At 65.5% G+C, this 23711-nt stretch carries 20 protein-coding genes; 7 read left to right on the top strand and 13 right to left on the bottom strand.

Annotation, left to right across the window (positions count from 1 at the left end; all coding sequences use genetic code 11):
* The 6 genes from WBQ44_RS17005 to WBQ44_RS16980 all read right to left on the bottom strand — a co-directional run.
* A partial coding sequence (locus WBQ44_RS17005; protein WP_495567846.1) for a condensation domain-containing protein occupies nt 1-2192 on the bottom strand: 2192 nt, incomplete at its 3' end.
* Between the two features lie 672 nt (nt 2193-2864).
* The gene (gene lnt, locus WBQ44_RS17000; RefSeq protein ID WP_495567845.1) at nt 2865-4460 is read right to left on the bottom strand and encodes an apolipoprotein N-acyltransferase; all 1596 of its coding nucleotides are present in this window, start codon (nt 4458-4460) and stop codon (nt 2865-2867) included.
* Nucleotides 4450-6045: an amidohydrolase gene (locus WBQ44_RS16995; protein WP_495567844.1), complete on the bottom strand. Its 1596-nt coding sequence runs from the start codon at nt 6043-6045 to the stop codon at nt 4450-4452. Before WBQ44_RS16995 ends, lnt begins: the two co-directional genes overlap by 11 nt.
* A gap of 17 nt (nt 6046-6062) precedes the next feature.
* Nucleotides 6063-6548 (bottom strand): FxsA family protein, encoded by a 486-nt coding sequence (locus tag WBQ44_RS16990; protein ID WP_495567843.1) that lies wholly within the window; start codon nt 6546-6548, stop codon nt 6063-6065.
* Between the two features lie 112 nt (nt 6549-6660).
* Nucleotides 6661-7320, bottom strand: coding sequence for a response regulator (locus WBQ44_RS16985; protein ID WP_495567842.1), 660 nt, complete (start codon nt 7318-7320; stop codon nt 6661-6663).
* A 46-nt stretch (nt 7321-7366) separates the two neighbouring features.
* On the bottom strand, nt 7367-8527 hold the full coding sequence (locus tag WBQ44_RS16980; RefSeq protein ID WP_495567841.1) for a sensor histidine kinase: 1161 nt from the start codon (nt 8525-8527) through the stop codon (nt 7367-7369).
* A 17-nt stretch (nt 8528-8544) separates the two neighbouring features.
* On the opposite strand from WBQ44_RS16980, the gene WBQ44_RS16975 reads away from it, so the two are divergent.
* From WBQ44_RS16975 to WBQ44_RS16965, 3 genes are read left to right on the top strand one after another with little or no spacing between them, the layout of a single operon-like run.
* Complete coding sequence (locus WBQ44_RS16975; protein ID WP_495567840.1) at nt 8545-9312, top strand: TSUP family transporter; 768 nt, start codon at nt 8545-8547, stop codon at nt 9310-9312.
* 10 nt (nt 9313-9322) lie between these two features.
* Nucleotides 9323-10849 (top strand): TldD/PmbA family protein, encoded by a 1527-nt coding sequence (locus WBQ44_RS16970; RefSeq protein WP_495567839.1) that lies wholly within the window; start codon nt 9323-9325, stop codon nt 10847-10849.
* Nucleotides 10846-12207: a metallopeptidase TldD-related protein gene (locus WBQ44_RS16965; RefSeq protein ID WP_495567838.1), complete on the top strand. Its 1362-nt coding sequence runs from the start codon at nt 10846-10848 to the stop codon at nt 12205-12207. Before WBQ44_RS16970 ends, WBQ44_RS16965 begins: the two co-directional genes overlap by 4 nt.
* 42 nt (nt 12208-12249) lie before the next feature.
* Here WBQ44_RS16965 and WBQ44_RS16960 read toward each other — a convergent pair whose 3' ends face one another.
* The 3 genes from WBQ44_RS16960 to cobN all read right to left on the bottom strand — a co-directional run bounded on the left by WBQ44_RS16960 (nt 12250) and on the right by cobN (nt 16788).
* Nucleotides 12250-12675: a VOC family protein gene (locus tag WBQ44_RS16960; RefSeq protein WP_495567837.1), complete on the bottom strand. Its 426-nt coding sequence runs from the start codon at nt 12673-12675 to the stop codon at nt 12250-12252.
* Nucleotides 12676-12786: 111 nt separating this feature from the next.
* Nucleotides 12787-13164 carry a PPOX class F420-dependent oxidoreductase gene (locus WBQ44_RS16955; protein ID WP_495567836.1) on the bottom strand — a complete coding sequence of 126 codons (378 nt, stop codon included), beginning with the start codon at nt 13162-13164 and terminating at the stop codon, nt 12787-12789.
* Between the two features lie 15 nt (nt 13165-13179).
* Complete coding sequence (gene cobN, locus WBQ44_RS16950; RefSeq protein ID WP_495567835.1) at nt 13180-16788, bottom strand: cobaltochelatase subunit CobN; 3609 nt, start codon at nt 16786-16788, stop codon at nt 13180-13182.
* Between the two features lie 186 nt (nt 16789-16974).
* Here cobN and cobG point away from each other — a divergent pair, with 186 nt between their 5' ends.
* From cobG to cobJ, 3 genes are read left to right on the top strand one after another with little or no spacing between them, the layout of a single operon-like run.
* Nucleotides 16975-18138 carry a precorrin-3B synthase gene (gene cobG / locus WBQ44_RS16945; protein ID WP_495567834.1) on the top strand — a complete coding sequence of 388 codons (1164 nt, stop codon included), beginning with the start codon at nt 16975-16977 and terminating at the stop codon, nt 18136-18138.
* A 31-nt stretch (nt 18139-18169) separates the two neighbouring features.
* Nucleotides 18170-18796: a precorrin-8X methylmutase gene (locus tag WBQ44_RS16940; RefSeq protein ID WP_495567833.1), complete on the top strand. Its 627-nt coding sequence runs from the start codon at nt 18170-18172 to the stop codon at nt 18794-18796.
* 23 nt (nt 18797-18819) lie between these two features.
* Entirely contained in the window at nt 18820-20331 is a 1512-nt protein-coding gene (gene cobJ / locus WBQ44_RS16935) for a precorrin-3B C(17)-methyltransferase (RefSeq protein WP_495567832.1), read from the top strand.
* Here the strand turns inward: cobJ and WBQ44_RS16930 are convergent.
* Genes WBQ44_RS16930 through dprE2 form a run of 3 tightly spaced genes read right to left on the bottom strand, consistent with a single transcriptional unit; the run spans nt 20291 to nt 23054 of the window.
* Nucleotides 20291-21091 carry a cobalt-precorrin-6A reductase gene (locus tag WBQ44_RS16930; RefSeq protein ID WP_495567831.1) on the bottom strand — a complete coding sequence of 267 codons (801 nt, stop codon included), beginning with the start codon at nt 21089-21091 and terminating at the stop codon, nt 20291-20293. The genes cobJ and WBQ44_RS16930 overlap by 41 nt on opposite strands.
* Nucleotides 21088-22293 (bottom strand): precorrin-6y C5,15-methyltransferase (decarboxylating) subunit CbiE, encoded by a 1206-nt coding sequence (gene cbiE / locus WBQ44_RS16925; protein ID WP_495567848.1) that lies wholly within the window; start codon nt 22291-22293, stop codon nt 21088-21090. The genes WBQ44_RS16930 and cbiE overlap by 4 nt, the downstream gene beginning before the upstream one ends.
* On the bottom strand, nt 22293-23054 hold the full coding sequence (dprE2, locus tag WBQ44_RS16920; protein WP_495567847.1) for a decaprenylphospho-beta-D-erythro-pentofuranosid-2-ulose 2-reductase: 762 nt from the start codon (nt 23052-23054) through the stop codon (nt 22293-22295). Before dprE2 ends, cbiE begins: the two co-directional genes overlap by 1 nt.
* 23 nt (nt 23055-23077) lie before the next feature.
* Between dprE2 and WBQ44_RS16915 the strand changes: the two genes are divergently transcribed.
* Nucleotides 23078-23503 carry a PPOX class F420-dependent oxidoreductase gene (locus tag WBQ44_RS16915; RefSeq protein ID WP_495567830.1) on the top strand — a complete coding sequence of 142 codons (426 nt, stop codon included), beginning with the start codon at nt 23078-23080 and terminating at the stop codon, nt 23501-23503.
* Here the strand turns inward: WBQ44_RS16915 and WBQ44_RS16910 are convergent.
* Nucleotides 23478-23711: M24 family metallopeptidase (locus WBQ44_RS16910; RefSeq protein ID WP_495567829.1), on the bottom strand; the 234-nt coding region annotated here is incomplete at its 5' end. The genes WBQ44_RS16915 and WBQ44_RS16910 overlap by 26 nt on opposite strands.

Raw genomic sequence — 23711 nt, 5'->3', positions numbered from 1 at the left:
AACGAACCCACACCCACACCACGAGCAACCAACAACCGAGCCACATCCGACGAACGAGCATCCAACTCGCCGTACGACATCGACCGCTCACCTGCGACCAACGCCACCGCATCCACACCCGCACGTTCGACAGCCGACGCCAACACCTCGGACAACACACGACCCGCCACCGGAGCCCCGCCGCGCACCGGCACCAACGCCTCACGCTCGGAGTCCGACAGGATGTCGATGTCGCCCACGGCGGCGAACGGGGCGGCGACACCTGCTGCTAACAGCGCCGCGAAACGCTCTGCATGCATTCGCATGTCGTCGTCGGTATGAACCGAGCCGTCGAAGACGAACTTGATGTTCAATCCGGCGGGAACTCCGAGTGCATCGAAGCTCTCACCGACCTCGACGATGACGTCGACGCGCTCGAGGTCGTCCGGCTGCTCGCCGGAAGAGAATGCGAGAAGGACCTTGATGGGTCCGTTCTTCACGTCGTCCCCGAGACTTAGCCGCTCGTAGACGTCGTCGAGCGTTACACCCGCGTGCGCGAACGCGGTGACATCGCTCTCGTGCAGTCGTTCGGTCAAGGTCGTCGTGGAGGCGGCGGGGTCCACAGTTCCGCGCAGTACGACGATGTTGCCCTCGGTCGACCGAGTGCGTGCACCGATGACGATGTCCGATTCACCGGACAATCGCGACAACAAGGTCGCCAGGGCCGCGTGTGCCGAGACCAGCACGCTCGAATTTCGGCCGGCGGCGTCGGCGAGGAGCCTGCGGTGAACGTCACCCGCAACCTCGGTCGACACCTCACGACGGACCGCTTCGGCAAGTGCAGGCCGGGGGTTCGCCCCCGGGAAGCCGACGGCGTCGGGGGCGTCGGCGAGTGCGGACGTCCAGTAGGCCAACTGCTCGCGCTCGATCCGTCGCTGTGCACCGATGGCAGCACTGTCGGGGTGTACGCCGTCGATGCCCTCGTGCGGGCCGGCGGCAACGAAAGCCGAGACGACCTCGATGAAGCTGCGATGATGAGCCGCGAGATCCTCGTCCTCGTAGCGGTTCGGGTTCCCGCGGAAGTCGACGAAAGTCTTTGCAGGAGAACCGCTCTGATAGATGTTGACCAGGAGGTCCTCGACGGGCCCGGAGGTCACGATGTTGAACTCGCCGACGATCGGGCCGAGTTTGATCTCCTGGTGGAACAGCATGACATTGACCATCGGTCCGACGAGTCCGCTGCTGCGTCCCCGACTCGTCAGGTCGCGGCGAATATCCTCGATGCTGAAGCGCTGGTGACGCAGCGCGCCCATCAGTTCGAGCTGTACTTTTTGCACCAGGTCGCCGACGGTGTCGCTCGAGTCTATCCGGATCGACAAGGGCGCGACGTTGACCAGCATTCCGCCCGACCGGCGGAGCACAGCGGTTGTTCTCGCCGACACGGGGATGTTGATCAACACTTCGTCGCGCCCGGTCATGCGCGAGAGATAGCACGCGAACGCAGCGATGACCACAGCTGCGGCCGTAGCGTTCTTGGTCGAGTCCGAGTTCTCCAACGCGGCCACCACGTCACCGGACAACGCGGCGCTTTCGAGTGTGCTCGCGGCGATCGTGGGGCCCGGCTTGCCTGCCAGGGTTGCCCCGTCTGCCGCTCCACCGACGTGATCGGCCCAGTACTCCCGATCTGTGTCGAATCGACTGGACGACCGGTACTGATTGTCCAGGTCGTACAGCGTGCGTAGATCCGCCGCTTTGCACGGCCGCGCTTCGCGATCTTCGAGAGCCGTCGTGTACAGCTCGGCGGTGCGGTTGACCATGGTCATGGCCCCGTAGCCGTCCAGCGCGACGTGGTGAATCTTGCTGTACCAAAGGTAACGGTGGTCTTCTACGTGCAAAATCCACACACTGACGAGCCGGTCCCGGGTGAGATCGACTGGAGTGGTGTAGTTTTCGTCGATCCAAGCCTTGGCCGCGGCCATCGGGTCGGATTCGGAACGAAGGTCGAGGTAGTCGACGGTGTCGTCGATGTTGTGGTCGACGATCTGCATGGGCTCACCGTCGATCTCGGTCAACCTGAGGAACGCCGAGTGGAACTCGTGTCCGGCCTGACGGATCGACTGCGTGAGCAGGTCGAGATCCAGGTCACCTCGGAGGTCGACGTACTGCGCAATGCACACGGGCACCTCGGGCGCCAGTTGCTGCGCGAACCACATCCCGCGCTGGGCGGACGAGAGGGGAAACGGCTTCGTGGTGTCGCCTCCCGGGGGGAGAGATCCGTGTGATTCGCCTGATACCGCGGCCCGCATTCACAGGCCTTTCTGGATCGAGAGTGAAAGCGCAGTTGTCGGCTGCGAGACCTCTCGTCGTTGGGGTGTCAGGGCAGAATCGATCAATGTACAGTCCGTTCTCGAGCGTGCTTCGGTGGCAACCTGGCTCAGTTCCATGTGGTGAGCGGTGCGGCCCGTGACCGCATCGCGCCTATTGGATTGATTCGTTGCGTGCCGCGTTGCGGATTGGCTTCATCCAAGCACCGGTCACCGACAAGCAGTCGGTTTCAGCCGCGGTTACCATCCGGTGCGGTTGTTTCAGTAGCGCTGTTTCGGCCTGCTTCTCGACTTCGGTACTCGGCATGGACGTCCCCTCCCGCGCGTACGCGCCACCGACCGCGCAATTCCCGGTATTGCGCGCTTCCCAATTTGTGAGCTACAAAGCTACAAGAAGAACAGCCGGTCTCATTGCAGATCACTACTGAAGAATCGACTTTACTTCACCAGCCGTTACAGCCGTCTGTCAGCATGAAAGAAAACACTTCGATTACTCCAGTCGAATGGTCGAGACCCCGCACGCGGTGCAGCGTAGTGCGTCGTGTCGGTTGTCTATCTTGTTCAGACTGGCATAACCCGACTCGACGACTGTTTGCGAGCGCGAATCGCAGCCGCGAGCACAAACGCGGCAGCCAGTAGGCACAGAGCAATTTCGGGAACGTTGCCGAGCGTCGTAGCCACGGTGTGGTCGTCCCGCAACTCGATGCTGTCCACTAGAACTTCGGCGTCGAACAGTGCCGTCTCCTGTACGACGTCCCCTCGGGGCGTGACGACGGCGCTGATTCCACTCGTCGCCGCGACGACGACGGACCTACCGTGCTCCACAGCACGCACGCGCGACATCGCCAGTTGCTGGTACGTCATCTCCGTGTCTCCGAAGGTCGCGTTGTTCGTAGGGATCGCAATGAACCGAGCGCCGGCGCGAACCGACTCGGTGAGTGCTCTGTCGAAAGCGACCTCGTAGCAGGTCGCAATACCGACAGCCACCCCCGCTGCGTGCACCACGCCGTTTCCCGATCCGGGTACGAAGTAACCCGCTCGGTCGGCGTACTCGGAAAACAGGCGGAAGAAGCCGCGCCACGGCAGGTACTCACCGAACGGTTGAATGATCTTCTTGTCGTGGCGCTCCCCCGGCCCGGCCGAACCATCCCATGCAAGAACCGAATTGGTTGTCGTTCGGTCGTCGTTCACCAGTACGGTACCCACCAGTATCGGCGCGCCTACGGCTTCGGATGCCTGCGTGATCAGTGCTGCCGCATCTGCATTGCGGAGAGGGTCGATATCGGAGGCGTTCTCCGGCCACACAACGATGTCCGGTGCGGCCGCTAAACCTGCATCCACATCGTCGGCCAAACGCAACGTTTCACGAACGTGGTTGTCCAGCACCGCTCGTCGCTGAGAATTGAAGTCCAGACCCAGTCGCGGGACGCTTCCCTGCACCGCGGCCACGGTGATGGTGTTGCTGCCGTCGCCCTCGGACTTGCCGTCCATGGGAAGCGTGGGTAGCAGAGCGGATGCCACGACCGATGCGATGACGGTTGCACCGATGGCTGCTACCAAGCGCGTACGCGAACGTCGGCCGATGGCAACCCCCACCAGCGCCGCCACCCCGCACCCCGTCACCGCGACGCCGAAACTCAGAAGCGGCGCGCCTCCGATGCTCGCCAGGGGCAACAACCAGCCGTCTGGTTGACCGAATGCCAAACGGCCCCAGGGGAATCCGCCGAACGGGAAAGACGATCGTGCCCATTCCACCAGACTCCACGAGGCAGCGACCGACAACGGCCACCACGGCGATCGAAGCAGGATCGTCGCCAGAGCGCCGAAGATGCCGATGAACAGCGACTGGACGGCGGCCAGTGCGAGCCAGGGCAGCGGGCCCACGTACACACCGATCCAGGGAAGGAGCGGCACGAAGAAGCCGAGGCCGGCCAAGAAGCCGTATCCGAAGCCGGCCTTCTTCGATACCGCTGCGCGCGCGGGGTCGGCCGTACCGAAACGGAAGCCGTGCAGTACCGACACCAGAAGGGCAATACCCAGCGGGGCAAGGAACCACATTTGGCGCGGGGGGAAACTCGCGAACAGCAACAGACCCGAACCGACCGCGCCCGCGCTGCTGACGGCGATGCGCGCGATCGGCGAGAAATCACGCTTCATGGATCACGCGGCCACGGTGGACGGTGCGCAGGCAGCGGGGGCTCTCGGCGTCGGGTTCCAGCGACGGTAGGGCGGGCACGCCAGCGCGGGGATCCGTCGACCATCGCGCGACGCTGTCGGCAGGGGCGCGTACCACCAATTCGTCGGCGTCCCAGATCGCGTAGCTCGCCGGTGCTCCCGGCACGAGGGTGCCCGCCATGCCGTCGCGGACACCACCTGCTCGCCATGCACCTCGGGTTGCGGCGGAGAAAGCAGCTCGCGGAGAGATCGCGCTCCCGGTGGTACGGTGCCCGACCGCGGCACGCAACATCGCCCAGGGATCGACGGTCGTGACCGGCGCGTCCGAGGAGAAGGCCAGCGACACGCCCGCCGCGGCAAGGCGCGCGAAAGAGTTGAGGTCCGACGCCCGTGCTCTCCCGAGCCGCTGCGCGTACAGCGCCTGGCCTCCGCCCCAGAGCTTGTCGAACATCGGTTGCATGCTTGCGATCACGCCGAGCGATGCAAGCGTCGCTGCCTGCTCGATCGTCACCATCTCCAGGTGCTCGACGCGATGGCCGCGTGACGCAAGAGCCGGCCCACCGACCTCGGCGGCGCTCCGAAGAAGTCCGTCGACAACGGCGGAGACGGCGCCATCGCCGATGGCATGAAAACCAGTCTGGATGCCCGCCTCGGTACAGGCGGACAGATGCGCCGCGATCGACTCGACGTCGAGGAGGGGGGTGCCGGAAGTCGGCGCATCGGCGTACGGCTCGCTGAGCCAGGCGGTGTGCGACCCGATGGACCCGTCGACGAAGAGGTCGCCGCCGAGCGAATGTGCGCCGGTTCTATCGAGCAGGGATTGTGCCTCGGTCGCGCTGCCGACCGCTTCGCCCCAGTACCCGCGTACCTCGACGCCGTGGTCGGTGACCAACAATTCTTTGAAGTCGACAAGTCCCGCTATGTCGGGACCACCACATTCGTGCACCGCGCAGATGCCGCGTGACGCGGCGAAGTCGAGTGCTGCTGATCGAGCACGCTCACGCGCTTCCGGGCCGATCATCGACCGCGCAGCAGATCGAACGGCGTGGTGCGCATCGGCGGTCAGAGGGTCTTCCGGATGAAACCCGTGAGTGTCGGCCGTCAGGTGACTCGCTCGGCGCAGCGGTGTCGAACACGCGGCGGAGTGGGAGTCGATCCGAGTGAGATAGACCAAGCGACCCGGTGCGAGCTCGTCCAGATCGGCGGTCGACAACACCCCGCCGTCGGTCCATGTCGAATCGTCCCACCCGTGACCCCAGACGAGAGCGTCGGGTGAGCGCTGCACGAAGTCGCGGATCCGGGTCGTGCATTCGGCGCGGGACACACAATCCGTCAGGTCGAGGCCGACCAGTGCCAAGCCCATCGCTGTGGTGTGCACGTGGGTATCCACGAAAGCCGGTGCCACGAAAGCACCGCCGAGTTGGGTCTCGACGGCTCCCGGATGCAGCGCACGACCCGTGCGATCCTCACCGGTCCAGGTCACGACGCCGTCGGTGACCGCCATCGCTGTCGCGTCTGGCGCAGTGGGGCTGTAAATTCGTCCACCCAGAAGAAGTTCGGTACGCACGGGAGTCAAGTCTGCCCTCAGCGGGTGGGCTTATCGAAATCCCGCCCGTCGAGCTCGATGATCCGGCCTGCCGCGGGGGTACCCGCAGTGTCGGGGACGACTTCACCGTCGATGACCGAGGGCCGCATTCTGCTCGTCGCCATCGCGACGGTCGGCATCCACCTCGCGGCGGCGAGGAGCACCAACGGGCGCAACATCCACCGGGTGACGGGCAGAAGCAGCAGGATACCGAGCACGGATGTGACGAGGCCCGGTACGAAGAGTGCCACCGAACCGATGGCGAAGAGCGCACCGTCGGCCACGGCGGATCCGGGCGACTGCTCTCCCCTGCTCGCCGCCCGCAGACCGTCCATGACGCGCTTGCCTTGGGACCGCACGAGGATCGTCCCGCCGACCGAACCGGCCAGGAGCAGCAGCACGGTCCACAGCACACCGATCGCACTGCCGACGGCCACCAACGCCGCAACCTCGACGATCACGTAGAGAATGAAGAGCGCAAACATGGTCGTTCCTTTCGTCGCCTGCACGGACAACGAACGGGTACGGGAAATTGCTCCCGCCGGCGACCGAAACTCGAGGTGTGCTCTTCGAACCGCGCCCTCGAAGACCGTCTGGTCAGGAACCAGGCCGAACCAGCCCTGTCTCGTACGCCAGAACGACCGCCTGCACTCGGTCGCGCAGGCCCAGCTTCGTCAGCATCCGCCCGACATGGGTCTTCACAGTTGCCTCGGACAGCACGAGCCGGGTCGCGATCTCGGCGTTGGACAGTCCTGTCGCGAGCAGCCCCAGAACCTCCCGCTCGCGTTCGGTCAACGCTTCCAGTGTCTTCGGGTCCCGGGTGTGCACGGACTCCTCCGAGATGAATCGGGACAGGAGGCGCTTGGTCACCTTGGGGGACACCACGGCGTCACCCGCAGCGACGCTGCGGATCGCGGAAACGAGATCCTCGGGCGGAGTGTCCTTGAGCAGGAAGCCGCTTGCGCCCGCCCGCAATGCCCCCAGCACGTGTTCGTCCAAGTCGAACGTGGTCATCACCAGAACCCGCGAGTGCGCCCCGGACTCCCTGATCCTTGCTGTGGCGGCCACTCCGTCCGTGCCGGGCATCCGGACATCCATGAGGACGACGTCGGGTGCATCCCTGGCAACGGCGTCGAGCGCTGAATCACCATCCGCGGCTTCGCCGATCACAACCATGTCGTCCTGGGCGTCGAGAACCATCGCCAGACCCATTCGCATCAATTCCTGGTCGTCGACGATGAGCACGGTGATCGGCACCGGATCAACCTAACGCTTTTCGGGCCCACTCTCAGGGAGGCCCTACTTATTCGAGGGGTAACTCCGCGCGCACCCGCCACTGCCCGTCGTCGGTTCGGCCTGCCTCGAGCGAACCCTGCAGGACCGCGACCCGTTCCCGCATCCCCAACAGACCGTTACCTGTCCCCCGCACCGTGCTTTCCGCCGATCCGACCCGGCTGTTGACGATTTCGACGAGAACGTCTTCTTCACGGCGAACAACCGACACCCGAGCCTTCGGGGCATGCCCGCCGTGCCGGAGAACATTGGTCAGTGACTCCTGGACCAGCCGGTGTACGCCCAGGCTGATCGCAGGACTGATGTCGTCGAGGTTCCCGGTCTGTTCGAGTTCGACGTTCAGCCCTGCGCGCGACATCAATTCGACGAGCTTCGCCAACCCTGCAGTGCCGTACAAGGGCATATCGTCGGTGTGCGGTGTGGTCCGTAGCAGCGCAACCGTTCGGCGCAGCTCTGCCAGTGCTCGACGACCCGTTGCCGAGATGTTTGCCACCGCCTGCTCTGCACGTTCGGGGTCTTTGCGTACCGCATAGGACGCCCCGTCGGCCTGCACGACCATAACCGAGACCCCGTGCGCGATGACGTCGTGCAGTTCACGCGCGATGCGGGTGCGTTCCATGGCCACTGCCTCCTCCGCACGCCTGTCTCGGTCGAATTCCGCCACTGCTAGCCGCGCCTCGACCGCCTCGTCGTATGCACGGCGGGCACCCAGGAATTCGGCGCCGACCCAGGCAAGCGCGTAGATCGCCACCGTGAACGTCAGGGACGAGATCGGCTCCTGGTCGAACACGAACAGAGCTATCACACTGTCGACGGCGATCGCCGCCGCGAACACGGAAGCAGTACGGCGACCCACGTAGGTGACGAGTGTGTACAGCATGATCGGCAACGCGAGGAGAGATACGTGCACGTTCTGCGTCTCCCCCAGCACCAGGGCACCGAACGTGCTGAACAGCGATGCCGCCAGCACCGCCCCGGCCACGATCCGCGGATGCCTCCGACGCCACGCGACGGGCGCGGACAACGCCGCGGAGACGATGACGAACAATATCGCGTTGACGCCGCCCGAACTGCCCACGAAGACTACGGCGTCCAACAGGAAGAGCGTGCAGGCCAGCAGACAGTCCGCTATGAACGGCTCACCCCTGAGCCAGAGGCTGAATCTGCGCATGTGGTTGAGTTTGCCGCATGACGGCGGCGGACTGGGGATTGCTGATGGTCGCCGCATTCGCGGCGGGCTGGGTCGATGCCGTCGTCGGCGGCGGTGGACTGATTCTTCTGCCTGCCATCCTCGTCGTCGCCCCGGGGCTGAGCGCCCAGGCCGCGCTGGCGACGAACAAGATGACCGCCGTGTTCGGCACCTTCGCGGCGGTGGTCACGTTCTCTCGCAAGATTGCCCTGGACTGGCGGGTCATGGCTCCGGCGGCAGTTGCGGCAGCTCTGGCGTCCGCCGGCGGAGCGGCCGCGGTCTCGCTCATCGACCGAGACCTCTTCATTCCGATCATCATGGTCGTGCTCGTCGGCGTCGCCGCACTCGTGACCACACGGCCCACCGTCGGCACCGTCGCCGGCGAGCATCCGCCCACGCGTAGGAAGTTCGTGCTCGTCGTGTTCCTCGCGGCAGGCGGTTTCGGCTTCTACGACGGCATCCTCGGCCCCGGAACGGGCACGTTCTTCATCATCGCTTTCGCCACCCTTCTCGGTACGAACTTCGTGCGAAGCGCAGCGATGGCCAAGGTCCTCAACCTCGGGTCCAACATCGGAGCCCTGACGTTCTTCGCGGTGACGGGTCACGTGCTCTGGGAGTTGGGTGCTGCAATGGCCGTGTGCAACGTGGTCGGTGCGCTGCTGGGTTCTCGGACCGCTCTCTCCCGCGGATCCGGTTTCGTACGAATCGTGTTGTTGGTCGTGGTGATCGGGATGGTCCTGCGTCTCGGATGGCAGCAGTTCGGCTAATCTCGGTGCCGTGACCCCGCCGTCGTCTCGTACCGTGGACCCGGATTTTCTCGCGCTGCCCAGGCAGGAGTTGGCCGCTGCGGCGCTCGACACCGCGCAGCGAGCAGGCGCCTCGCACGCGGACTTTCGCGTTCATCGTCTGATCACGCAGTCACTGCAACTGCGCGACGGCTCCGTGCAGTCTGCGGTCGACAGTTCCGAGATCGGGCTGGCGGTGCGCGTCGTCGTGGACGGTACCTGGGGTTTTGCCTCGCACTCCGAACTGTCGGTTTCGGCAGCAGTCGAAGCCGCACGCACGGCCGTGGACGTTGCGGTCGCGCTGCGCACACTCAATCGCGAGCGCGTCGAACCTGCCGACGAACCGATCTACTCCGGTGCAACCTGGGTTTCGTCCTACGACATCGATCCGTTCGAAGTTCCGACTCGGGACAAAGTCGACCTGCTCACCGAGTACTCCGACCGACTGAGGGTCGCCGACGGCGTCGACCACGTCACTGCCTCGGTACTGCAGGTGAAGGAGCAGGCGTACTACTGCGATCTCGCAGGCAGTTCCATCACCCAGCAACGCATTCGGCTTCACCCCGCCCTCGAAGCGACCACCGTCGACCATGATGCCGGCGCGTTCGAGACGATGCGCACTCTCGCACCACCGGTCAGCCGTGGATGGGAATATCTCGGGTCGGACAGTGTCTGGGACTGGGCGGACGAACTCGAGCGGATGCCGTACTGGCTCGCCGAAAAGGTCAAGTCCCCCTCCGTTGTGTCGGGTCCGACCGATCTTGTCATCGACCCGACCAACCTGTGGTTGACGATTCACGAGTCCATCGGCCACGCAACCGAATACGACCGAGCAATCGGGTACGAAGCGGCCTACGCGGGCACGTCGTTCGCCACCCCGGACAAGCTGGGCACGTTGAAGTACGGCAGCCCCGCAATGCACGTCACGGCAGACCGAACGGAAGATTACGGCCTCGCCACGATCGGGTTCGACGACGACGGCGTCGCAGCGCAGCAGTGGGATCTCGTGCGCGACGGCATCCTCGTCGGCTATCAACTCGACCGGGTGTTCGCTCCTCGGCTCGGGCTAGATCGCTCCAACGGCTGCTCGTATGCAGACTCACCGCATCACGTGCCCATTCAGCGGATGGCCAACGTCTCCCTGCAGCCCGATCCGGTGGTCGATCGAAGTATCGACGATCTCGTTTCACAGGTCGAGAACGGGATCTACATCGTCGGAGACAAGAGTTGGTCGATAGACATGCAGCGATACAACTTTCAGTTCACCGGCCAGCGGTTCTTCCGTATCCGGGACGGCAGGCTCGACGGGCAACTTCGTGACGTCGCCTACCAAGCCACCACGACGGACTTCTGGGGTTCGATGGAGGCAGTGGGCGGCAAGTCGACTCGCCGACTGGGTGGCGCGTTCAACTGCGGCAAGGCTCAGCCCGGTCAGGTGGCGGCCGTGAGCCACGGCTGCCCGGCAGCCCTGTTCCGAGGCGTCAACGTGCTCAACACCCGATCGGAGGCCGGCCGTTGATACCCGCACACGCGCTGGTCGAACGCGCCCTGGCAGCAGCGACTGTGGAGCAGACGTTCGTCATCGTCACAGACTCGTCCGAGGCCTCGTTGAGGTGGGCCGGCAATTCCATGACGACCAACGGCGTCGCGGCGCGGCGTCGGTGGACGGTCGTGTCCATTGCGGGGAATTCTGCCGGTGCGGCAGTGGCCAGTGTGTCCTCGACGTCGGTGGACCCTGCAGACATCGCCTCCGTCGTAGCGAGCGCCGAGACCGCAGCCCGCCGCGCGCAACCCGCCGAGGATGCAATGCCTCCGGTCCAGAATTCCAGTTCGTCCGAACCGTGGGACGCAGACCCGGAACGAACAGCCATCGACGTGTTCCGCCCGCTGACCGACGGTCTGTCGGCGGGGTTCGACGGCACCGATCAGCTGTACGGCTTCGCTCATCATCAGGTCGAGACGGTGTGGCTGGGTTCCTCCACCGGTATCCGAACCCGCTTCACTCAGCCCACCGGCTCTGTCGAGATCAACGGCAAGAAGGGTGAAGCCAGCGCGTGGGTCGGCGCCGGTACGAAACGCTTCGACGATGTTGCCGTCGACGGGTTGCTCGACGAGTTGGCGACCCGACTGGGCTGGGCGTCCACACGCGTCGATCTCCCTGCCGGGCGGTACGAGACGCTTCTCCCGCCGTCTGCGGTGGCAGACCTGATGATCTACCTGATGTGGAGCATGGAGGGACGGGGTGCCCAGGAGGGACACACTGCGTTTTCACGGGCCGGTGGGACGCGTATCGGTGAAAAACTGGGATCTGTTCCGCTGACGCTGTTCTCGGACCCGGTAGCGCCGGGGCTGGAATATTCCCCGTTTCTCGCGACCGGCTCCTCGAACGACGCCGTGTCGGTGTTCGACAACGGATTGCCCACCGGGAGGGTCGAGTGGATTCGCGAGGGAGTCGTCAATGCTCTTGCATACCCCCGATTCGCCGCCGAGCGCTACGACGCGCACCCAACGGTCCCGGGCGAGAACCTGATTCTCGACGGAGGCGGTTCGGTCGACATCGCGGACATGGTCGCGCGAACCGAACGGGGGCTACTGCTCACCACCCTCTGGTACATCCGGGAAGTCGACCCGTCGACGCTGCTGCTGACCGGGCTCACTCGTGACGGGGTGTACCTGGTCGAGGACGGCCAGGTGACCGGTGCAGTCAACAACTTCCGCTTCAACGAATCGCCATTGGACCTTCTGCGCCGGGTGACCGAAGCCGGGGAAACGTCACCGACGCTGCCCCGCGAGTGGAAGGACTGGTTCACCCGAACGGCCATGCCGCCGTTGCGAATCCCGGACTTCCACATGTCCTCTGTGAGCGCAGCTCAGTAGCGTCCGCACCCAGTGCAGCTCGAGAGCTCGACCGTGTGAATACTACTCGCTCGGTCCTGCGATTTCGAGGGCGATGTTGTCCGGATCGCGGAATTCGATGATGGACAGGCCCGGTCCGGCAGCCTTGATTCCCTCGTGGGGGATACCGAGATCGTCGAGGGTCGCCGTCGCGTTCAGCAGTGCCGCGTGCGTGTCGACGCTGAAGCTCAGGTGGTCCAGGCCGGTACGGTTCTCGTCGAAGGAATCCTGATCGGGTGCGACCGGTCGCAGCCCGAACAGCCCGCCGGCGAACTGGTAGATGACTCCGCCGAAGAGGAACCACAAAGCCTTCTTGGTCTCTTCGTCGGCGTTGTCGTCCCACGCGTACGCGACGTCGAAACCGAAGACGGCGTCGTAGAACTTTCGTGACACGTCGATGTCGCTGACGGTCAAGCGGACGTGGTTGAAATCGGATGCTGCTACCGGCATCTGTGATGCTCCGTTCTGGTGGCCGAGCCACCGGTTGCGTACGTATCAGTTATTCGTTGCTGCTCGCCCCGGCGATCGGTTCATCGGCCGGTGAAGAACCGGGCGCGTCCGTCAGGCCGGAGACACCGCGATTCCGATCGTCCCCTTCTTCCCGCGGCGCAGTGAGCTCCCCTTGACCGTGAGCCAGCCGAGGATGCCGTACTTCGACGAGATCGCGGCACGTGCTTTTTCGGTCCCTGCCTCGTCGAGAACCTCGGCCACGCCGGCCATTGGCTCACCTTCGATCTTTCCGCGCGCGGAGCAAGGCGCAACGGTGACCTGAGGGTTCCGCTTGATTCGCTTGACCTTCCACGAATCCGCGGTGGTCCACACGAGGAGTCGATCGCCGTCGCGGGCACCCCACAGGGGCGTCGCAACAGGCGTTCCGTCCTTCTTGAACGTGGTCAGCGATACGTACTTACCGTCGGCGATCTGTTGAAACGTAGGCATGTCCTCACCCTACGGTCACTCCCCCTCGAGATCTCCCTCTGTTTCGAGATACACCCGGCGGAGGCCGTCGAGAACATCGGGATCCGGCTCTGCCCACATCTTGCGCTCTGCTGCCTCGAGCAACCGCTCGGCAATGCCGTGCAGTGCCCACGGATTCGACTGCTGCATGAACTTCTGATTCTGCTCGTCGAGCACATACGTCTCGGCCAGTTTCTCGTACATCCAATCGGCGACCACGTCCGTGGTGGCGTCGTAGCCGAACAGATAGTCGACGGTGGCAGCCATCTCGAACGCGCCCTTGTAACCGTGCCTGCGCATTGCCTCGAGCCATCGCGGGTTGACCACCCGAGCTCGAAACACCCGTGCAGTTTCCTCGGAAAGAGTGCGCGTGCGCACCGACTCCGGGCGAGTGCTGTCGCCGATGTACGCCTCCGGCGACCTGCCGGTGAGCGCGCGCACGGTGGCGACCATGCCACCGTGGTACTGGAAGTAGTCGTCGGAGTCGGCGATGTCGTGCTCGCGCGTATCGGTGTTCTTCGCCGCGACTGCGATGCGGCGATACGCGGTGCGCATGTCGTCCGACGCCGGGATGCCGTCGAGGCCGCGGCCGTAGGCGAACCCGCCCCATGTGGTGTACACCTGCGCCAGATCTTCGTCGCTCCGCCAGGTCTTACTGTCGATCAACTGCAGCAAACCTGCGCCGTACGTACCGGGTTTGCTACCGAAAATCCGCGTCGTCGCACGTCGCTCGTCACCGTGATCGGCGAGGTCCGCCTGAGCGTGCGCGCGGACGTAGTTCTGCTCGTCCGTTTCGTCCAGCGCAGCAACGAGCCTGACCGCGTCGTCGAGAAGCGCCAGGACGTGAGGGAAGGCGTCGCGGAAGAAGCCACTGATCCGCACGGTCACATCGATACGCGGCCTGCTCAGTTCGGCGAGTTCGATGACCTCGAGCTTCGTGACGCGACGTGAGGCTTCGTCCCACACCGGCGAGACGCCGAGCAGGGCGAACACTTCGGCGACGTCGTCGCCGGACGTGCGCATCGCCGAGGTGCCCCACACCGACAGACCGACCGATTTCGGCCATTCACCGTGATCTTTGCGGTAGCGCGCGAGCAGCGACTCGGCCATCGCCTGACCGGTCTCCCACGCCAGTTTCGACGGCACAGCCTTCGGATCCACCGAGTAGAAGTTGCGTCCGGTAGGCAGGACGTTGATCAACCCACGGAGTGGAGAACCGCTCGGGCCGGCGGGAATAAAGCCGCCGTCGAGGGCGTGCAGGACCTGCGCGATCTCGCGCGACGTTCCGCGTAGACGGGGGACGACCTCCGTCGCCGCGAACCGCAGGATCTCCGCGACCGTCGAACCATGTTCGCCCGCAACATGTTCCGCTTGGGCGGGATCCCACTGCGTTGCCTGCATCGCCGCGACCAGCCCGTGCGCGATCGCTTCGATCTCGTCGACCCGTACGCGCGCCTCGTCGCCGTCCTCGCTGAGACCCAGCGCTTCGCGGAGCCCGGGAACCGACTGCTCACCACCCCACATCTGCCGCGCACGCAGCATCGCGAGAACCAGTTCGACCTCGGCGTCACCGACGGGCTCCTGCCCGAGGATGTGCAGACCGTCGCGGATCTGCACGTCTTTGATCTCGCACAGCCAGCCGTCGACGTGCAGCAACATGTCGTCGAACACTTCTTCGTCCGGGCGTTCCTCGAGCCCGAGGTCCTGATGCATCTGCGCCGCCGTCATCAGCGTCCAGATCTGCTGCCTGATCGCCGGGAGCTTGGCTGGGTCCAGCGTCGAGATGTTGGCATGCTCGTCGAGCAATTGCTCGAGGCGCGAGATGTCGCCGTAACTCTCCGCACGGGCCATCGGCGGTATGAGGTGGTCGACCAGCGTCGCGTGCGCTCGTCGCTTCGCCTGCGTGCCCTCGCCCGGGTCGTTGACCAGGAACGGGTAGATCAGCGGCAGATCGCCGAGTGCGGCGTCGGTTCCACACGAGGCCGACATACCGAGCGTCTTGCCCGGCAACCATTCCAGGTTCCCGTGCTTGCCCAGGTGAACCATCGCATCGGCACCGAAGCCGCCGTCCGTGCGTGACGCCTGAATCCACCGGTAGGCCGCGAGATAGTGATGACTCGGCGGGAGGTCGGGGTCGTGATAGATCGCGACGGGCCGCTCACCGAAACCGCGCGGCGGCTGCACCATGATGACAACGTTCCCGAACTGCATTGCAGCGATGACGATTTCGCCGTCGGGGTCCTGAGAACGGTCGACGTACATATCGCCGGGCGCCGGGCCCCAATGCGCGTTGACGGCCGACGTGAAGTCCTCGGGCAACTCGGCGAACCACGAGCGATAGCGGGCAGCCGAGATGCGAATGGGGTTGCCTTCGAGCTGGTCGGCGGTGAGCCAATCCGGATCCTGCCCGCCGCGGGCGATCAACGCGTGGATCAACGCGTCACCGTCGCGGGCTGCGAGCCCGGGAATAGCGTCGAGGCCATCCTCCGGACCCAGATCGTAGCCCGCACCGCGCATCTCGGACATCAACGCGATCGCGCTGGCCGGTGTATCGAGGCCGACCGCATTGCCGATGCGGGCATGCTTGGTGGGATACGCCGAGAACATCAGCGCAATCCGACGTTCCGACGCCGGAATGTGGCGCAACTTCGCATGCCGGACGGCAATCCCCGCGACGCGCGCTGCACGCTCGTGATCGGGAGCGTAGGTCGTCAAACCATCCCCGTCGATCTCCTTGAACGAGAACGGGACCGTGATGAGCCGGCCGTCGAACTCGGGTACGGCAACCTGAGTCGCGACGTCCAGAGGGGAAAGACCATCGTCGTTGTTGCTCCATGTCGCGCGGCTGCTCGTCAGACACAGTCCCTGCAGGATCGGCACGTCGAGCGCCGCGAGTTCGGCAACGTCCCAAGCCTCGTCGTTGCCGCCCGCCGATGCACCGGCCGGTTTGGTGCCCCCGGCGGCGAGAACGGTCACGACCATGGCGTCGGCCGACTTCAGAGTTGTGAGGAGCTCGGGCTCGGCAGTGCGCAGCGACGCACAGAATATCGGTAGTGCTCGTCCGCCCGCGTTTTCGATGGCAACACAGAGCGCGTCGATGTACTCGGTGTTTCCCGCGAGATGCTGCGCGCGGTAGTACAGAACCGCGATGGTCGGTGCAGCGTCGGCACTTCGAGTCGGGGTGCGCTCGAGCAGCCCCCAGGTCGGGGTGTGCAACGGCGCAGAGAATCCGTGCCCGGTCAACAGGACGGTGTCGGAAAGGAACGCGTGCAGCTGACCGAGGTTGTCGGGACCACCCTCCGCGAGGTAGTTGTGCGCCTGCGCGGCGACGTTGGCCGGAACCGTGGACAGCTCCATCAGTTCGGCGTCGGGCGCCTGTTCACCACCGAGCACGACCACCGGAAGACCTGTGCCGAGAACCGCGTCGACGCCCTCCTCCCAGGACCGCTTCGAGCCCAGGATGCGCAGCACGATCACATCAGCGCCGCTGACCAAACCCTGGACATCGGCCGCGAGCAGACGCGACGGGTTGCCCCACCGGTAGTCGGCCCCGCTGGCGCGGGCACTGAGCAGATCGGTGTCCGAGGTGGACAACAGCAGGATCACGGGTAACGCCCTCCTGAGGGTTTCGCGCCCTCGTGGTTCGGTGAAGCGGTCGTACGGGTGTGCGTCCGATCGAGAGGGTCTGGCTGTGACAGTGGCGCGACCGCACCGGAATTTTCACCGGTTTCCTCTCGGCCGAAGCCTCGTGAGGCGAATGCTACCGGGCGATCACCTTGTAACCTCGACTCCGTGAGCTCCACCCCGCCCCGCAGTGCTCCCGATCGATGTCCGGGGGCGCTGTCGACGCACCGAGCTGCCGACGGACCGCTGGCCAGAGTTCGACTGCCCGGCGGGCTTCTGACGCCGACGCACATGTCGGTTCTCGCGGTCGCGGCCCGAGAACTGGGCAATGGTTCCATCGAGTTGACCTCGCGGGGAAACGCACAGCTGCGTGCCGTACGCGACACGGACGAGTTCGCGCACCGGCTCGCCGATGCGGGGCTGTTGCCGTCGCCGACCCACGAACGCGTCCGCAACGTGCTGGCGTCGCCGCTCACCGGTCGAGTCGGCGGACTGGCCGATGTCCACGACCTCATCGCCCGACTCGACGCGGCCATCTGCGCAGATCCCGAACTCGCAGCGCTACCGGGCCGCACCCTGTTCGCGCTCGACGACGGGCGCGGTGACGTGGCAGCCGAGGGCGCCGACTTCGGCGTGCGTGCCGTGGCCGCGGAACGGTACGCCCTGATGCTGGCAGGTCTCGATTCAGGACTCCGGCTGGGCACCGCCGAGGTGGTCGACACGTTGATCCGAGCAGCGCGCAGCTTCGTCGACATTCGCGGCGACGAATGGCGGTTGAGCGAACTCGCCGACGGACCAACCCGCATCGTCGAGTCGCTGGGGCACGAGCCCAGTGGGGTCACGCAGTGGAACAGGGTCACCCTCGCCGGCGACGCCGGTGTTCAGGACTCTGCGGCACCGCCGGTCGGCTGGCTGCCTCAGCGCGACGGACGCGTAGCTCTCGGCGGCGCCCTCGCACTGGGAATTCTCGACGCTCGCTTGGCAGAATTCCTGGCTGCCGTCGACAAGCCGCTCGTCGTCACCCCGTGGCGCAGCCTCGTCATCTGCGACCTCGACGACGACGTAGCCGACACGGTCCTTCGCGTGCTCGCCCCAATGGGACTGATCTTCGACGAGAACTCCCCCTGGCTGATCGCCAGCGCGTGCACCGGCTCGCCGGGATGCGACAAATCGCTTGCGGACGTGCGGGGCGATCTCACCAAGTCGATCGACGACGGGCTCCTCGAGCACGGCGAGCGGCAACACTGGTCCGGCTGCGAACGTCGATGCGGTAGGCCGAAAGGCGAAGTGCTGGACATCGTTGCCGGCCCCGCCGGATACCGGGTGTCCTGAGACTCGGCCGGCCTGACCTATCGTGAAGGCCATGCACGACTACATCCGCGACGGCGCGGAGATCTACCGACAGTCCTTCGCGACCATCAGGGCCGAGGCCGATCTGTCGACGTTCACGCCGGACATCGCACAGGTGGTCGTGCGCATGATCCACGCATGCGGAGAGGTCGACCTCACCGCGGTCATCGCCGCGACCCCCGGCGTCGTGACCGAGGCGCGTGCTGCGCTCGAAAACGGCGCACCCATTCTCTGCGACTCCAACATGGTTGCCGCCGGTGTCACGCGTCGGCGCCTACCCGCAAACAACGACGTCATCTGCACCCTGTCGGACCCGTCCGTACCCGCACTCGCCGAGAAGCTGGGTACCACCAGGACGGCCGCGGCGCTCGAGCTGTGGGGCGAACGACTGGGCGGTGCCGTCGTTGCGATCGGCAACGCACCCACCGCGCTCTTCCACCTCCTCGAGATGCTCGCAGCCGGTGCGCCGAAACCGGCCGCCATCGTCGGCGGACCCGTCGGGTTCATCGGTGCCGCCGAATCGAAAGAGGATCTCATCGAATCCGGTTCCGGCGTCGAGTACCTGGTGGTTCGCGGTCGCCGCGGCGGTAGCCCCATCACGGTCGCGGCCGTCAATGCCCTGGCCAGCGAGGAAGAATGAGCGGCCTTGGCGAGCGAGGAAGAATGAGCGGCGCTCCGGGAAAACTGTGGGGCGTCGGCATCGGACCTGGCGACCCCGAACTCGTCACGGTCAAGGCAGCACGCGTCATCGCCGCCGCGGACGTGGTCGCCTTTCACAGTGCGAGGCACGGACGCAGTATCTCCCGAGGTGTCGCGTCCGGCTACATGCGCGACGATCAGATCGAGGAACACCTCGTCTATCCCGTGACCACCGAGGCCACGGATCACCCCGGCGGCTACCAGGGCGCGATCGACGAGTTCTACGAGGATGCGGCCGCCCGCCTCGCAGCGCACCTCGAGGCGGGTCGGTCCGTCGCGCTCCTCGCCGAAGGCGATCCGCTCTTCTACAGCTCCTACATGCATATGCACAAACGCCTCGCACACCGATTCGACGTCGAAATCGTTCCCGGTGTCACGTCGGTGAGCGCTGCGTCCGCGGCGATGGAGATCCCACTCGTCGAACGCGACGAGGTGTTCACCGTGCTCCCCGGCACCCTGCCCGTCGACGAACTCACCCGTCGCCTCCGTTCCACCGATGCCGCCGCGATCATGAAGCTGGGGCGCACGTTCCCCGCCGTCGTCCAGGCGCTCGCGCAGTCGGGGCGTCTCGGCGAGGCCTACTACGTCGAACGCGCGAGCACGGACTCGCAGCGGGTATCGGCCGTCACCGACGTCGACGGGTCCGATGTGCCGTACTTCTCGATTGCCATCGTCCCGAGCCCGTCCAATAACCCCGCGGTCGCCGCCGCACGCGGCAACGGCGAAGTCGTCGTGGTCGGACTCGGCCCCGGCGCCGACCACTGGACGACCGACGAGGTGCGGCACGAACTCGCCGCGGCCACTGACCTGGTCGGATACGTCACCTACCTCGACCGCGTCACCGTGCGTCCGGGACAGACTGCTCACGCGAGCGACAATAAGGTCGAATCCGAGCGTGCAGCATTCGCGTTGGACCTCGCCAAGCGCGGCAAACGCGTCGTCGTGGTCTCCTCCGGTGACCCCGGCGTGTTTGCAATGGCCTCGGCGGTGGTGGAGGTGGCAGCCGAGCCGCAGTGGTCCGACGTGCCTGTCCGAGTCGTGCCGGGGATGACCGCGGCCAATGCGGTCGCAAGCCGCGTCGGGGCGCCGCTCGGACACGATTACGCGGTCATCTCGTTGTCCGACCGGCTCAAGCCATGGGACGTCGTAGCGACGCGCCTGGCAGCCGTGGCTGCCGCCGACATGGCCATCGCCATCTACAACCCGGCCTCGAAGTCGCGGACGTGGCAGGTCGGCGCCATGCGTGACATTTTGCTCGAACACCGAGATCCGGAGACACCGGTGGTCATCGGGCGAGCAGTCGGGTCGGCAGAGGAGTCGGTGCGCATCGTCACCCTCGAGAAGCTCGAGCCCGAGGAGATCGACATGAGATGCCTCCTCATCATCGGGTCCTCGCAGACCGACGTCGTCGAATCCGGCGGCGGCGCAAAGGTGTTCACTTCGCGTCGGTACCCGGGGTCGGGCGAATCCCAGTAGCCCGGGCCGGGCGAGACCGAACTGCCTGTGGCTGACACAGCCATGCAGCGACCTCGTCGACCGAGTGTGCAACGGCGTCGCACGGCGGCGACGGTGGGCGGGCAATCATGATCACGGGGATGTCGAGTCGGCGTGCCGCGACGAGCTTCGCCTCGGTCATGACTCCCCCACTGTTCTTGCTGACCAGAACGTCGATGCGGTGATGCTGCATCGTCGTTATTTCGTCCTCCACCTCGAACGGGCCTCGCGCTGATAACAGCTCGTGCATGCGCGGCAGCGGGCCTGTGGGAGGGTCGATGCTCCGTATCAGAAACCAGGTGCTCGAAGCATGCGCGAACGCCCCGACGCCCTGGCGGCCGATTGTCAGAAACGCGCGCTCGAAGGAGTTTTCGAGCAGGTGCGCGGCGTCGGATGTCGACCGGGCAGGCACCCATTCGTCCCCGGCGCTCGGAGCCCACTCCCTACGGTGCAACCGTACGAGTGCAACACCTCTCGTCGACGCGGCGGTCGAGGCATGGGCCGACATGGCCGCGGCGAAGGGGTGAGTCGCGTCGACGACCACCTCTGTCTCGTTCTCCTCGATCCATGCGGCCAGACCCTCGGCACCGCCGAAACCACCCACCCGTGATTCACCCGCCGGCAGCTGCGGACGAGCGACCCGGCCGGCCAGCGAGGACACGACCTCGAAACGGCCGTCCGATGTCAATCGCTGTGCAAGCGCACGTGCCTCGGCCGTGCCACCGAGAATCAACACCCTCACGGTTTGACTGCGCTCCACTGAGCGACGGGTAGGTGCGGACGCCAACCGGTGAACGCTCCGAGAGGCTCGCCGCGGTAGATCTGAAACTTTCGGAGCGACCCGCCGAACATCGATACACACTGCAACAGAAACGCTTCCGATTCGGCGGTCACCGCGTTGGCGGTCAATCGACCACCGGGTGCCAGCCGGTGCCAACACGCGTCGACCATGCCGTCCTGCGTCAACCCACCGCCGATGAACACGGCGTCGGGACTCGGTGAGTCGGGGAACGACTGCGGTGCCGGGCCCAACACCTCGAGGCCTGGGACGCCGAGTGCGACGGCATTGTCCTCGATTTGTATGCGCCGGTCGGCGTCGACCTCGAAAGTCGTTGCTCGACAACTCGGGTCGGTTCGCATCCATTCGATGGCGATTGATCCGGATCCGCCGCCCACATCCCACAGCAATTCGCCGGGTACCGGCGACAGAGCGGCGAGGGTCAATGCGCGCACTTCCGACTTGGTCAACTGTCCGTCGCCTCCGAAAGCTGCGTCGGGTAGACCCGGTAAACGGCCGAGGCGCATACTTTCCGAGTCGACGACGCAATCGATAGCGACAACATTCAACGCGTCACCCGGTGGATGCGTCCAGTTCTCTGCAACCCCGTTCATCAGGCGCTCGGCCGTTCCACCCAGCTGCTCGAGCACGGTGACGGTGGAACGCCCATATCCGTTGTCGCGCAACAGTTCGGTAACCACAGCCGGAGTGTGTTCGTCGCGAGAGAGCACCACCAGTCTGGTCTTGTTCGACAGCGCGGGGAGCACAGTGGCAATTGGGGCGTTGACCAGATTGACTACCGGCGTGGTGGACACCGCCCAGCCGAGCCTTGCGCAGGCCAGTGACAATGACGACGGCGCCGGTCTCACGTGAAGCCTCTCGGCCCCGAACTCACGGGCGAGGGTGACGCCGATGCCGTGAAACATGGGGTCTCCGCTGGCCAGGACGCATATCCGGCGGCCGTCGAACTCGGCCATCCACGACCGAAGGGCAGGAACGAGCGGGCTGGGCCAGGAGCGGCAACGTTCGGCAGAAACGGGAACGGACGCGAGCTGCCGGGTGGACCCGAACACGACATCCGCGGCGTCGACGACCGACCGACTCGCCGGGGGTAGCCCGTCCCACCCGTCGGCGCCTATACCGACGACCTCGATCGGGTGGCACATCAGCGGGGCATCTTCCGCCACAGCCACGCCGGAAGTAGGCCCAACCCGAAGTAGATGGGGCCGAGGATCGGCGGAACCCACACTCGAGCTCTGCCGCGGTCGAGGGCACGCACGACTGCATCGGCAACCTGCTCGGGTGTGCTCGAAAACGGCGCCGGGCTCATCCCATCGGTCATGGAGCCGATGACGAAACCCGGTCTGACGAGCAGCAGCTTCACACCGGTGCCGTGCAACGAATCGGACAGTCCGCACGCGAACCCGTCCAATCCGGCCTTGGCCGAGCCGTATACGTAGTTGGCCTTGCGCACCCGAACTCCGGCGACCGACGAGAACACCACCAGCCGGCCTTTCCCCTGCCTGCGAAGCAGGGTTGCCGCGTGCGTCAACATGGACACCTGCGCTACGTAATCGGTGTGCACGATGGCAAGCGCGTGGGCCGCATCCGACTGTGCGCGTGCATTGTCGCCGAGAATGCCGAACGCCAACACGATGGTCGTCGGAACCCCGTGCGTCCGGGTGATCGCCTCGAGGAATGGGCCGTGCGAGGACACGTCGTCGGCGTCGAAGTAGACGGTGGCGACCTCCCGTGCTCCGGCAGCCTCGAGGCGTGCGACCTGCTCCCGGAGTTGGTCGCTTCGCCGGGCGGCGAGCACAACAGTGCGCTGCGGCGCCATGCGCAGCGCGACCTCCATCCCGATGTCGCTGTGTCCTCCCAGAACGAGCAGGGTGTCGCTTTCACCAGTGGCCGTCACGCCTGACAGTCTCGCCGATTACCGTTTGGTTCATGACGACCACCCCCAGCGATCCGACCGCGCTCAACGACGGAGCCACCGAGTTCCTGACCGAACGTCATCTCGCCACTCTGACCACCCTGCGGAAGGACGGCACGCCGCATGTCGTCGCGGTCGGCTTCACGTGGGACCCCGAGAACTCGACGGCCCGGGTCATCACCGGCCGAAAGTCCCAGAAGGCACTCAACGCGGCGCGTGGAGGGTACGCAGCGGTCAGCCAGGTCGACGGCGCACGATGGCTCACGCTCGAAGGACCGAGCACCGTTCTCACCGAGAAGGACGACGTCGTCGATGCCGAGCAGCGGTACGCCCAGCGTTACCGGGTGCCGCGCGAGAACCCGGAACGCGTCGTCGTCCACATCGCCGTGCAGCGAGTACTCGGCTCGAGGTCACTCATCGGTCGACCGGAAGCACCGTGAGCGAATGCGGCCGTAGGTTCACCGGCTCGCAACCATCGGCCGTGACGACGACGATGTCCTCGATGCGTGCGCCCCACTCGCCGCGGAAGTAGATACCCGGCTCGACACTGAAAGCCATGCCCGTCGCCAGTTCGATGTCGTTGCCTGCGACGATGTACGGCTCCTCGTGAACCGACAGACCGATTCCGTGACCGGTCCGGTGCAGAAA

Origin of the sequence: Rhodococcus sp. (in: high G+C Gram-positive bacteria) (assembly GCF_049591685.1) — a bacterium.
In the GTDB taxonomy this organism is placed as follows: Bacteria; Actinomycetota; Actinomycetes; order Mycobacteriales; family Mycobacteriaceae; genus Rhodococcoides.
This window is presented reverse-complemented; position numbering and strand designations above follow the sequence as displayed.